The sequence below is a fragment of the Pseudomonas sp. PS01297 genome (assembly GCF_029959305.1).
Lineage (GTDB): Bacteria > Pseudomonadota > Gammaproteobacteria > Pseudomonadales > Pseudomonadaceae > Aquipseudomonas > Aquipseudomonas helleri.
Map to the genome: position 1 here is coordinate 1 of NZ_JASCPQ010000069.1, position 13,068 is coordinate 13,068.

7 protein-coding genes are annotated in these 13,068 nt (G+C 52.8%); 5 read left to right on the forward strand and 2 right to left on the reverse strand.

Annotated elements, in window-relative coordinates; all coding sequences use genetic code 11:
- Positions 1 to 38: 38 nt before the first annotated feature.
- The 5 genes from QMX84_RS18715 to QMX84_RS18735 all read left to right on the forward strand — a co-directional run bounded on the left by QMX84_RS18715 (position 39) and on the right by QMX84_RS18735 (position 9,226).
- The gene (locus QMX84_RS18715) at positions 39 to 3,920 is read left to right on the forward strand and encodes an RHS repeat-associated core domain-containing protein (protein ID WP_282364493.1); all 3,882 of its coding nucleotides are present in this window, start codon (positions 39 to 41) and stop codon (positions 3,918 to 3,920) included.
- Positions 3,921 to 4,133: 213 nt separating this feature from the next.
- Positions 4,134 to 4,685 carry a fimbrial protein gene (locus tag QMX84_RS18720; RefSeq protein WP_282364494.1) on the forward strand — a complete coding sequence of 184 codons (552 nt, stop codon included), beginning with the start codon at positions 4,134 to 4,136 and terminating at the stop codon, positions 4,683 to 4,685.
- 75 nt (positions 4,686 to 4,760) lie between these two features.
- A complete protein-coding gene (locus tag QMX84_RS18725; RefSeq protein WP_282364495.1) occupies positions 4,761 to 5,516 on the forward strand; it encodes a molecular chaperone in 756 nt (251 codons plus the stop codon).
- Positions 5,517 to 5,652: 136 nt separating this feature from the next.
- The gene (locus QMX84_RS18730) at positions 5,653 to 8,052 is read left to right on the forward strand and encodes a fimbria/pilus outer membrane usher protein (RefSeq protein ID WP_282364496.1); all 2,400 of its coding nucleotides are present in this window, start codon (positions 5,653 to 5,655) and stop codon (positions 8,050 to 8,052) included.
- A 73-nt stretch (positions 8,053 to 8,125) separates the two neighbouring features.
- On the forward strand, positions 8,126 to 9,226 hold the full coding sequence (locus QMX84_RS18735; protein WP_262125534.1) for a fimbrial protein: 1,101 nt from the start codon (positions 8,126 to 8,128) through the stop codon (positions 9,224 to 9,226).
- 45 nt (positions 9,227 to 9,271) lie between these two features.
- On the opposite strand, the gene QMX84_RS18740 is transcribed toward QMX84_RS18735, so the two are convergent.
- Together QMX84_RS18740 and QMX84_RS18745 are read right to left on the reverse strand one after the other, a co-directional pair.
- The gene (locus QMX84_RS18740; RefSeq protein WP_282364497.1) at positions 9,272 to 10,729 is read right to left on the reverse strand and encodes a hypothetical protein; all 1,458 of its coding nucleotides are present in this window, start codon (positions 10,727 to 10,729) and stop codon (positions 9,272 to 9,274) included.
- Positions 10,730 to 10,811: 82 nt separating this feature from the next.
- On the reverse strand, positions 10,812 to 13,001 hold the full coding sequence (locus QMX84_RS18745) for an autotransporter outer membrane beta-barrel domain-containing protein (protein ID WP_262125531.1): 2,190 nt from the start codon (positions 12,999 to 13,001) through the stop codon (positions 10,812 to 10,814).
- Positions 13,002 to 13,068: the final 67 nt, after the last annotated feature.

Below are 13,068 nucleotides of genomic sequence, written 5' to 3' on the forward strand. Positions count from 1 at the left end.
CCCAAAAGGCCGAAGCGGGCAGTGAAGACACCTTGTCAGTGACCGAGACCGAGTACTACATCGACCCGCAAAAGAACTTCAAAGATCAACCCGCTTATTGCCAATTGCCAAAAACAGTCACCAAGATATGGCGAAACGCCAACGCCACTGAACCACGACACACCGAGACAGTGACGGCCACTTATGATGATTATGGCAACCTGCTGACCCAGAGCAACGCAAATGGTGTGATCGAAACCAACACGTGGTACAGCAGGGACGGTGAAGCAGATAGTGAAGAAGGCCACTATGGTTGCCCAGCAGATCCGCAAAAATTTGTGCGCTCTCTCAAGAGCAAAACCGTCACTCCAGCAGCCTCCGGTTTCGGGTCGGCGCCAACCCTGCAAACGCGTTATCGCTATGATCAATACCAAGGGTTGGCGGGAAGCGGAACGTGGATAACACTTCAAAAGGAAACGCTGGTACAGGTACTGGATGGCCTCGCGCCCACAGAGTTGCGGCGCCTGACCCATGAGTACATCAATACGCCGGACGATGCACAACGGCACGGGCGTCTCAGTAAAATGCAGCAGACCCTGAACAACAAGGCGGAGACGCTGAGCACCACCACCTACGACTATGACATCACGCCCAACATCCGTGCCGGTGTAATGGCCATGCGTACCATCAGCACCATGATTGGCTTTGATGACATACCTGACGACCCAGAAAACCTGGTCGCCCCCAGTGCGCAGGTACGCAAAGTCATCACCGAAGAGCACTCAACTCTTGACGGTGCCAAGCTTTCAAGCCGTGATGACAACGACGCACATGCCATCTACCAGTACGACCTACTGGGGCGCGTAACCCAAGAAACAGCAGCGCCTGACACCCCATACCAAGCCACACGCACCTATCGCTATGCACTGACCAATGGAACACCTGGCCAACAGGCAGTGCAATACACGACCGACATTCAAGGCGTTGAAACCCGTACCTGGCTGGACGGGTTTAATCGAGTGCTTAAAGAAGATCGCCAGGACGCCGATGCGCTGGGTGGCGACCCCGAGCTGTTCCGCAGCACCTATAGCGCTGTCTACAATCACTTGGGGCAATTGACCCGTGAAACGACTATTGACTGGGAAGCTGATAAAAACGTTTCCTTGTCCACCACTTACGAGTACGACGCTTGGGGCGAGCAATTCAAGGTCGTAGGCCCTGATGGTGTGGTTCAGATTACCGAAAACAATCAGGCCAAACACACCTTGACCCGCTGGGCTCAGAGCGCCGGAGCAGAACCCAAAATCATTGGCAAAAGCCGCGTCACGCTCAACCTGTTCGATAAAGAAGACAAAATCGAGACACTGGACGCCAATGGTAAAACCATCAGCACACGTGAGCTCAGGTATGACGGTCTGGGTAACTGCGTCGAGCAAATTGACGAATTGGGCGAAACCACACGTTTTGTCTACGACTCATTCTCTCGTCTACAGATAACCGTCTTACCCGATTACACCGAAATTCACCGTGCCTATGCCTCTCACAGCTCCCAGGAATTGCCTGTCAGCCTTGAGGTTGTGGCTGACCAAAAAACTCAACTCATCGGCACTCAGACGTTTGATGGCCTGGACCGCAGGAAAACTGTAAAGGTCGGTCCTCGCTTTCAGGAGTACTTTTATGTAGGTGGCCAAACTCAGGTGAGCAACATGCTCACCGCTGGCAAAAATATCCTCACTTATACATACGAGCCGGGTCTGGTAGACACACCGACAATCATCACAGCAGGTGGCGAGGAGTCGCGCTTTGACTACGATAGACGAAGTGCGCAATTAACCTCGTCAACAAACGTTGCGGGTCTGCATGAGTTTGCTTACAACAACAATGGCCAAGTGCTATCTGAGCGTTGGACCGAACAAGGTACAAGCAAACAGTGGGAAACTCAGTACACCCAAACCCTGAACGGACGTCCGTTGACCCGCGTTCAAATCAACGGTTTGGACTGTACCTACACCTATGACGACAAAGCTCGAATCGATAGCGTTGAGCAAGGCGATATTCTCGCAACTATTGGCTATGACGAATTAGGTCAGGTGTGCACGGTCAGCGCCCAAAATAAAGCCAACCAGCAGACATTATTAACCGAACTGACTTACGACGACCAAGGCCGGGAAACTATTAGAAAGATGACCTTGGGCGCAGGCCACCCCACACAAACCATCACCCAGGCATATCGAGTCGATAGCAAACTGCAAAGCCGTCACTTGCAACTCAATGACCAAACCGAACTGCTGGAAACCTTCACCTACGATAAACGCGGACGCATGGTGCAATACAACTGCGAAGGCACAAACCTGCCCAAAGATCGCTACGGCAATGCGATTCGCGAACAAGTATTTGGCTTCGACGCGCTGGACAATGTGACTGCGGTGTACACAACATTTGCAGACGGCAGTTGCGATGATGCCGAAAGCACTTTTGCCGCGAATGATCCGTGCCAATTGGTCAGCGTTACCCACAGCCACCCTGCCTACCCACCTGTCTGCAACCTGGATTACGATGCAGACGGTAACCTGTTGCACGACGAAAACGGCCAAAGCTTGCATTACGATACCCAGGGCCGGCTGCTCAGCGTCAACGACGCTGACGGCAATCGGGTCAGCCAGTACCGCTATGACGCACACAACCACTTATTGGGCGTCACACGTGGCAGGCAAACCGAAACCTTGCGCTTTTATGAGGACGATCGCCTGTGCAGAACAGAGCAAGGGAATACCAATACTCACTATCTTTACCTCAACGACCAGCCTTTGGGCCAGCAAGAGCAAGGCAGCTCTGAACACACCCTGTTATTGCTGAGCGACAGTAAAAACAGCGTGCTGGCCGAAAGCAGCCAGAATCTGCTGCGTAAAGCCATTTATGGTGCTTATGGTGAACGCAGCCCGGATGATGACCTGCAGTGCCTGCTCGGTTTCAACGGTGAAGTGCGGGACGAGCAAAGTGGTTGGTATCTGCTGGGTCTGGGGTATCGGGCGTACAACCCGACACTGATGCGCTTTCATAGCCCGGACTCGCTCAGCCCGTTCGGCGCGGGTGGGATAAACCCCTATGTGTATTGTGCTGGAGACCCCATCAACTATGTTGACCCGACAGGCCATGCCAATCGCAAAACCAACACCAAGGGGTTGCTCGGGGGAATACTCTCAGCCATCGGTATTGCTCTGTCAGTAGCGGCGGTTGTCATTGCCCCCCCCGTGGGTATTGCAGCCATAACAAGCACAATCGTCTTCACAGGCGTAGGTATTGGTTTTGGTGCCTACGGGATCTATGAGGGCGTTATGGCGACGCAAGCAACTGAACTCAGAAAACGAGAATCACACGCGACCAGCTCTCTTATCTCCGGTGGCCTGGATGTGCTGTTTGGTGCTTTCGGTATTTATAGCGCCATCAAAACCGCTGCCAAGCTCAAGGCAAAAGCGGCTGCACAAGCAAGTTATCACACGGGCCTCAAGCGCTCCTTTGAAAACAACAACCTGATGGGAGGAACAACACAAGCGGGCCGCAACTCTGGACGCGGGACTGCTGAGGCGAGCGAAGGCGTTACACGCTCCTTCAAAGATGCTTCAACACAGACTTCGAGTAAGGCACCACTACCTCCAGCAGGCCAGCCAGCGCCGGCTTTGCCAAGCAACCCAGGACCTAGTCGGAATGTACAAATGGCTCAACCCGCAGTTGCTACCCCGGGCAAACCATCGAGAAGGTCAAACTTTACATTTGCGGATCTTAAGGAACAACAAGACAATAAATCGGTGTCTACTTTTGATGGTCAGAGTCATAATGTTGCTCCAACAGTTACAACGCAGGAGCTTCCAACTATAAGCGCCGAACAAATCAGAATAAATATAGGCAACAAAATACCGATTCACCCTGCTGCTGGGCAATAACAATCCGGGCTCCTTTTCCAATGGGGAGCCCGTTTTTTTTCACACATTTATATGCAATACACTTCGCAGCCTCACCAAAAAAATGAGAGTTCTCTCATATCCCTCCTGCTTATTCCCCATTATTATCCCAGCGCTTTCATAAATTGGCACTAGCGTGAACACTCACACCAGTGCACTTTCACATTATTACTTTTCAATAAAGGCACACATAAAATGAAGACATCTTTATTTATATTTCCGTTTGGGCTGGCATTGAGCCTGGCAGCCACTTCAGCATTCGCCTTTGACGGCACCATCAACTTTTCCGGAAAGATCAGTAGTGCGACCTGCCCTATTGAAATCGTCAACCCTGAAAGTGGCGCAGTGAGTAACCTTGTACCCCTTGGATCAGTTGATGCAAGTCATTTCACTGCCACGGGCAGTGAAGGTGGCGGTCGTGGCTTTCAGATGCGCATTACCCCTAACAGCACGTGCGTGCTCGACCCTGACACACTCAACGCAAAGGTAACATTCCGCTCGGTACAAGGCGGTGCCGGTGAGTACTATGGCATCAAACATGTAGCAGACGCGGCGACTAACGTGGCCGTGGCGATCAAGGACAACACCGGCACCCTGATAAAAGGGGGTATCCCTTCCAAACTCTACCCGGTGGATGAAAACAACCCAACATTGATGTACTTCAACGCAGTCTATATCGCCATCGCTACGCCAGTGGGCCCTGGCCCTGCTGATGCAGACGTCGAGTTCCGCGTGGACTTTGAGTGATACAACCTGCCTGATTTAAATAACGGGCTTAACTGCCCGTTGTTTCACGCCCTGTTCTTATTTAAGAGACTCGCTATGTTTAGTTTTACCAAACCCTGCGCACGGCTCACAAGCCGTGCGCTGAGCTGCGCGTTATTGGGCGTCATTATCGTGTGGCTACCCAAGAGTTACGGCGCGCTGACCATTAGTAGCACGCGTGTGGTATTCGACAGCGACAAGCGCAATGTTTCTGTCAGGGTGTCCAACCCAAGCGGTAAACCCTTCGCGGTACAGACCTGGGTCAATACGGCTGCTGATGACCAAATAACGCCCGTGCCCTTTATTGCCTCACCCCCCCTGTTTCGCTTGAATGCCGGTAAAGAACAACATGTGCAAATAAACGGTTTGCCCAACACATTACCTACCGATCGCGAATCACTGTTCTATTTCAATGTGCAAGAAATACCGCAACGAGAAGCCAGCGAAGAGAACCAATTAAATATTGCATTGCGCTCACGAATAAAAGTGTTCTATCGACCTGTCGGACTTAACAGTACGCTGCTGGACAGCCTGCAACATTTGCAATGGTCTATCCGTACAGTAGACGGCCATGTTCGCTTGGTCGTTAACAACCCGAGCCCTTTCCATGTGTCTTTTGTGCGTATTGAACTCAGTGCACCGGGACAAACTGTCAGTTTAAAAGACACTTCAATGGCGCTCCCTTTGGCCACTCAGGTGTATGAGCTGGATGGGTTCAAGCCGGGTCAGAAAATAAAAGTAAATTTTTCAGTCATCACTGACTTTGGAGGTTACACCCCCCCCATGACGCTGCCCGTCGCCCTTGATCTTTAACGTTGCGCGGACTTACCACATGCCTTATTTACCGCACAGCCGCTCGACCCCAACTAATCGCTTGCTTCATTGTTGTTTGCTTACCGGCGCCAGTGTTGTCGCGGGGAAGGCTGATTTAGCACAGGCGTCCCCAGACGTGGAGTTTCAGTCTTCATTCATGCGTCAATCGGACACTCACACCAACGATGCCGGTGAACTGGCCTTGCTCGCATTGTCTACTCGCCAGCATCTGATACCCGGGCGCTACCTGGTCAGTATTCATGCCAACCAGAACGTCTTCGACAGCCGGGAAATCGACTTCACCGCAAATGATCAAAACGACGAGCTTACGCCGTGCCTGTCACCCCAATTGCTTAATGATATCGGCGTAAAACTAGACAGCCTGGAACAACCTGAAGCCACGCTGGGTGCATGTGTCGATCTGCAACGCCTTATTCCCGGCGCGACCGCACAACTGGATGACAGCACGCTTGAGTTGTCCATTTCAATCCCGCAAATAGCCATGCGTCGTGACGTCGCCGGTTATGTCGACCCACAACGCTGGGATTACGGTATCAACTCAGCGTTCGTGAGCTATCAAGTATCCGCGCAACAAAGCAACAGCGACCAGATCGGCCAAAACAACAGTCACGACTTGTACTTGAACAGCGGCGTGAACCTGGGTGCCTGGCGCTTGCGCAGCAACAATACGTTTCGCAGCGATGCACAAGGGGAGCGCACATGGTCACGGGCCTACACCTATCTGCAACGAGACCTACCCGGCACGCACTCGCAACTGACCCTGGGTGAAACCTTTACTCCGGGCGATGTATTCAGAAGCATCCCGATCAGGGGTGTCCAGATCGCATCAGACATGAGCATGCTGCCTGATTCACAGCAAAACTATGCCCCGATCGTGCGTGGCGTGGCACTCACTCGCTCCAGACTCGAGATCCGTCAAAACGGCTTCCCTATCTACTCAACCTATGTCAGCGCAGGCCCTTACGAGATCAACGACCTCACCACAGGCGCAGGCAGCGGTGAGCTGGAAATCATCCTGACCGGGGTAGATGGCCAGGTACGTCGCTTTACTCAGCCCTACGCCACGCTTAATAACCTTTTGCGCGAAGGCGTCTGGCGTTACAGCACCAGTATGGGTCGCTACAACGCACCGTCTTTTTCAGAGGATGATGCATTGATATGGCAAGGGACGCTGGCGACAGGGATCGGGTGGAACGCCACACTCTACGGCGGTTTGATGGGAAACGATTTCTATCAGGCCGGCACACTGGGGCTCAGCAAAAACCTGGGCGTAATCGGTGCCTTGTCATTTGATGTGACACGCTCTGACGCTCAGATTGATCGCAATGACAGCAGCCGTACCGCTCAGGGGCTGAGCTATGCGATCAAGTACGGTAAATCGTTCGAAACCCGAACAAATCTGCGCTTTGCAGGTTATCGCTACTCCACCGCAGGTTATCGGGACTTTAGCGAAACTGTGCGTGAGCGCAGCGCCGATCAGCGTTTTCGTGGAAGCCGACGCAGCCTGCTGGAAGCCTCGATTTTTCAGGACGTGGGGCGCTACAGTTCGCTGAGTCTGACCTTATCCCAAGAGGACTACTGGCAGTCGGAAGACCAGCAACGTCAATTTCAGTTGAATTTCAGTTCCCGCTATAAATCGATCAACTACAGCCTCTACGCTTCGCAGTCGTTAAACGACGACCAGTTCAATGAGCGCCAGCTCGGTGTCAGTATCTCGATGCCTCTGAGTTTCGGGCGTTCAACAACGGCGACTTACGATATACGCGAAAGCGCTGGGCAGTTCAGTCAGCGTGCCTCTTTGGCGGGCCGTACCGATCAAGACCGGCTCAATTATCGGGCCTCTCTGGCCAGTGATGAAAACCAGCAAAAAAGCACTGAACTGTCTCTGGGCTATCAGGCCTCTTTTGCCAGCGTGGGTGCAGGCCTTACTCAAGGCGCCGACTATACCAATCTTTCGCTTAACGCCAGCGGCACACTCTTGCTGCATGCCGACGGGCTGCAAGCAGGCCCTTATCTGGGTGAAACCAGCGGTCTGATTCATGTTCCGGATATCGCCGGGGTCGGTCTGCTCAATGCTTCAACTGCCAAAACCAATCAGCACGGCTATGCACTTATCCCGTCGTTACAACCCTACCGGATAAACCGCGTCATTCTCGATACCGACCAGTTGGATCCTGATGTCGAAATTGATAACGGTGTGACTCAAGTAGTACCTCGCCGCGGAGCTGTGATCAAGGCGAGCTTTGCTGCACGCAGAGTCCAGCGAGTGGTGCTCACCACACGCGACATGCGCGGTGCGACCTTGCCTTTTGGCGCTCAGGTCAGCAATGCCACGGGCGAAGTACTCGCCGTTGTCGGCCAGGCCGGTCAAGTCATGCTGAGCACTGTTCAAAATCAGCAAACCGTCTTCGTTCGCTGGGGCAATAACGGCGAACAGCACTGCCAGTTACACATAGATGTCCAGAGCATTCCTCTGATACAGGGCTATCGAGTTCAAGACCTGACATGCCGCTAATTCACTATTCGTTCAATCATACGCCAGGCAGCTTGCAGTGCCTGGCGTTGCTTTAACCAGGATCAAACACCGTATGTCGCTCAAATCATTTCCAGGCGTAGTATTCGTGCTGGCAGCCAACGCGCTCATGGCCACAGGCCCAGCCTATGCGGCCAGCAATACGTGTTTTTGGGGAGTTGGAACGGGGCCAGTTCGTTACACCGCCAATGTGAATGCCTTATATGTACCCAGAGATGCCCAGATAGGTGACCCGATAGGCCCGATTGAGCAACCTTTTTTTGCCAGTGGCGGTGGCAACAGCATTTTCTGCGAAAACGACGGCACTGCCCGTCTGACATTCAACGCATCCAATAGCGTGCCCGCTGTACCCGGCCCCCTACTGCGCAGGAACGGCGTGACAACCCGAGGAGACATATTGCCGACCAACATTGCCGGAGTCGGTGCCCAGATCACATTCGGCAGGCCGTATGACGGATTAACACCTAACTTTTGGAAACTAAGCAGCCCTGACAGTTCGGTGCCATTTGATGCTTACATCGACTTCAACATCCCTTTCGCCCTTCAACACGCAATCTTGCAGGGCACTGTAACCTTGATCAAAACCGGACCTATCAGCCCGGGCTTGCAACCGCTGGACGCTGGCAGGGAGTTGGTCAAAGGTTCATTCAGCGGTCTTCCCAATGCTTTCGGCGTCGCCTTGAGCGGCTCTGTCACTCAAGCCGAGTGCACGCTGTCAACCAATCCTGTCAGCGCTGACCCCGTCAAACTGGGGGATTGGCCAAGCTCGGCGTTTACCGGCGAAGGGCATGCCACCGATGCAGTCCCCTTCACTATCGCGCTGAACTCCTGTGTATCCGACCCATTACCCGGGGGCACGGTGACAAACGCTTATATACGCCTGGATCCCACGGCCGGATCCACCACCATTGATGCATCTCAAGGTCTTTTCAGCCTCGCAGGCCCCTCCGCCGCGAAAGGGGTTGGTATTCAAGTACTGGGGCGCGACGCCATTACCCCGGTTCCCCTGGAGACTGACGTGCTGCAGGCCGCTATCCCGGCCACAGGCGGCATGCTGCTGGAGTTCAACGCTCGCTATTACCAGACCGCCCCCAGCGCTGATGTCGAAGCAGGTTCGGCAGATGGCGCATTAGGATTCACCATTACCTACAAATAAATCGGCCCGACAGATCAGCCCTGCCGGGCAAAACGGGCTCATTACCTAGGCAATGATTTTCAACGCTTCGGTTTTAAACGCAAGGTACTGCTTGCCTTCGTCAAAACTGATGCTGGCATGCAGCGTCATAATGGCGTTTATGGGCAGAGAATCAACATAGCTTTTGGGCAAAAATGTCTCGAACGTGCCATCAGCCCCTTGCGCCACGGCGTCCAGAAAATAGGATTCAAGGCCTGAAGTAACCGCCCATACCTTAATCAGTTGGTTCGGGGCCTGGTACGCCCATTTCCTGATTTCCAGGTTTGCGCCTGCTGAAGGGACATCTTTTTTGGCCAGGGTCGCCGGCGAACCGACTTGTGCTTGCCTGCAATGGATACTGCCAAGCACGCCTGCCGCAAAAGCATTAATGGTCAATGTATAAACCTGTGAGGGGTAAGCATCCTGGCCGGCCCAATAACGCACCTCTACCGCATTACCAAGCCCACTCACAGGAATGTTTGCCGCGACCACAGAGGCAGGGATGGCGAACTCAAGCCCTCCTGCCGTGGTGGGTTTCACGCCGCTCACAGAGCCAGGCCCTGGCGCACCGATAAAGTCCACCAGCACCTCCTCGCCAGGGTCAATCTCTGTCATCGCCACCACAACGGTCACGCCATCAGTCCCCTGAAAAGGCGCAAGCACACCACGCTCATTACTGCTCGAGGCCTCCATGACGGTTGGGTACTTGCGCGGGGTGGGTGGGCGAATATTGACGTTTAATAGCTGCGGGTTGGCCAACACATCGTCGCCATTACCTGCACGGTCACGCACTCGGTACGAGGCGTAGAAGTCACCATTAGCCCTGCGCAGCAAATCCCCCGGGTATGCCACCTGCAGCGGCAGACTCAGGTCTGCCAGCACCAGCGTCTTGGTAGCGACAACTTGCTGACCGCTGGGCGACGTATCCCAGTACCAGGTAATGACATCCCCCACCTTTTTTTCAGTGTAGTCAGGCAGCGTGGCTACAACTTGATTATTGTTGGCTGGGTCATCCAGATAAGCAGCAGTTATGTTATTGGGAGGACTTATTTTTAAGGAAAACTTCAACGTACTATCGAGGGTATTCAAACGGGGGGCCACCCGGTCAACAGTGACATCGATGGCCAAGGAGTCTACATAGTCTTGGGCATTCCATGTTTTAACGCGATACAACAGCGTATGTTGCCCATGAGTAAGGTCTGCCAGAGGTATGAACAATGTTCGCTGCTCATCCGTCCCAGCATAATCAATAGACAAGTCATCCACGACGGAGCCGCCCCAGACCAACTCAACATGATCAAACAGGCCCGCCGTCGGCGAACCGTTAGGCCACTGCGGCACCAACACGCGAACAGGCGAAGACAATGCGCTCAGAGGTAAAAGATTGACTTGCCCACCTTCGACATCGGGAAGCAAATCCAGAACCTTGGCTGCATCTGGAGGAACGTGCACAGGTAAATGTTTAGGGTAATTAATTCTGGACATGATCTGCTCTCACTATGCAGCCAATACGCCTCGTAATTAAAGTGGCACGGCGGTGTCAAGCCACTTTAACGTCATCGACTATTTACCAAGAATAACGAATGCCCACATTCGCCCCCCAGGGCTGTTCAATTTTGTCACCGTTACTGTAATCGAAGTCAGCATGCAGGCTCAGGCGATCCGAAACGGACATAGCGACACCTGCACCCAACTCTCCACGAGAACCGGAAAGATCGTTATTGAACACTTCAGCATTGACTTTCACTTCGTTATTCTTGGCAAACTCACGCGCATAGGCAACTCGTACATAAGGCTGAATAACGTTGCCGTTACTCATCTCAAAATTTCGCCCTGCGGTCACCCCAAGCTTGCCCAGTAACGAACGCGTACGATCACCATCCGCGGCCATACCGTTATCCAGTTCATAACGTTTACCCTGAATAACTACACCTGATAGTTGAGTGTAGGGTTCAATAAAATAGTCATTGCCTAATTTAATATGACGGCCAACTTCCACAGAAGCACCGACACTGCTGTTGTCATAATCGCCTTTTGCACGCTCACCATCACTCATGCTGACGGAGGATTGATTTTGAAAACGGTTGAATTTGAGCACGCCATCAAAGTAGTAACCGCTTTCGTCAATCCACGTGGTATAGGCGCCTACGTAGTAACTGTTGACCGTGCCTGATGTGCCCTGCGCCAGGTCAAGATCAGATTTGCTATAACCCCCCATCAGGCCAGCCAACCAGCGCCCATCACCGATGGGTAAAGGCGCATCAGCACCAAACGAAATCCCCTGCTGGTTTTGCGTGTAGGCCAACCCGGAACTCTCGGAAACATCAAACTTGTTACCGTAAGCACGCATCCAAAGCCCGGTACTGCCCTGGTCCAGGCGAATTTCGCCCATGCGGCTACGCAAACTGGTCAACTCGCCATACCAAACAGTAGGGGCAGTATTAAATAAGGCCAACACTGAGCGCGTACCCGGGCTGATGGTACCGGTCGATCCCAGATACCAATCATTGCCGTCCTGGACAAGGTCGTATGAATAAGTACCAAGATCAACACGGCCGTTAGCCAGCGAAAACTGTGCATCGCCGCTGCCGATATGCACCACATGCAATTTGGTATCAGACAATGGGTCTTGACCACTACTGCCCACCAGTAAGCTATGGGAGCCGCTGGCCTGGCCTGTCACCTCCAGGAAGTCGGTTTTGCCTTGGGCAAAATCGGCGTCCATTACAAACGTACCGTTACCTTTAAGGTTCGCGACTGACAGAGTAAAGAACTCATCACCCTTACCAAACTTGACGGAACCGCCATCCATCGACAATTCCCCCACTTGCCCCACACTGTCCCCGACCATAATCCACTGGCCTTGGCTATTGAGCGCCAAGCTGGATACGTTCTGCAGATTACCCGTCAACGTCGCAGTATTTTCGAGCGTAATATTCGCCGTGCTACCGGCTTCAACCACGACATCACCCTTTAGCTGGCTATTGTTGGCCGTCATATTGGCGGTCGCGCCGTTGCCGACTTCCAGCACATTGCCATTTCCCCCAGTCAAGGTGGAACCATTACTCACCAGGATTTCAACTGAAGCAGGTGTTGCACCGAAATCATCAACCCTTATAGCCGAACCGTGCAGGCCCTCAACTTGAGTATTACTAAGGGTTAATCCCGAGCCTTCTGCAATTAAAACCAGTACGCCATGATTGCCGCCAGTAATACTGCTGTCGATTGCAGTAGCTTGCCCACCAGCCATTTGAAGGCCAAACCCCTTGGCATCTGTCGCCGTCACTGCCGTGCGGTTCAACATCACTGAACTCAAGCCGCCGACAATCACTCCCTGCAAACCACCCGTGATTGCACTGTCATTGACCGTGGCCTTCGAACCTATTCCCGTCCCCACATTTTGTGTAACAACCAGCCCAGAGGATGCACTCGTGATTGTACTGCTCGACAAGGTGGCTTCACTGTCACGTAAATAGATACCGGCTTCATTCCCTTGAGCATTGACTGCTGACCCTGACATAAAAAGTTTTGAACTTGCGTTCAGGTTTAACTCATACGTGCTCGCACCGGTTGCGGTCAGGCTTGCATCGTTCGACAGGCGATAAAAATCTGCCGCAGTGCTCGCATCAATCTTTCTGTCTGCACCTACGATAATGCCGGCCACCACTTGAGGGGCACATAGCAGCAGTGGCACTACGCCGACAATACTTAGAGAGATCGGGCTAACTTTAAAAAGTTTGAAAAAATCATTTTTCATTTACGGATACCGTCGGCACATTATTTAAAAAAAACGAAGACGACATAATCGTTTAATTCGTTTGAAT

What these genes read in the sequence shown, in the direction of transcription:
- QMX84_RS18720 (WP_282364494.1), top strand. Translation starts at nt 4,134, where the DNA reads ATGAAGACATCTTTATTTATATTTCCGTTTGGGCTGGCATTGAGCCTG.
- QMX84_RS18725 (WP_282364495.1), top strand. Translation starts at nt 4,761, where the DNA reads ATGTTTAGTTTTACCAAACCCTGCGCACGGCTCACAAGCCGTGCGCTG.
- QMX84_RS18735 (WP_262125534.1), top strand. Translation starts at nt 8,126, where the DNA reads ATGTCGCTCAAATCATTTCCAGGCGTAGTATTCGTGCTGGCAGCCAAC.
- QMX84_RS18740 (WP_282364497.1), bottom strand. Translation starts at nt 10,729, where the DNA reads ATGTCCAGAATTAATTACCCTAAACATTTACCTGTGCACGTTCCTCCA.
- QMX84_RS18745 (WP_262125531.1), bottom strand. Translation starts at nt 13,001, where the DNA reads ATGAAAAATGATTTTTTCAAACTTTTTAAAGTTAGCCCGATCTCTCTA.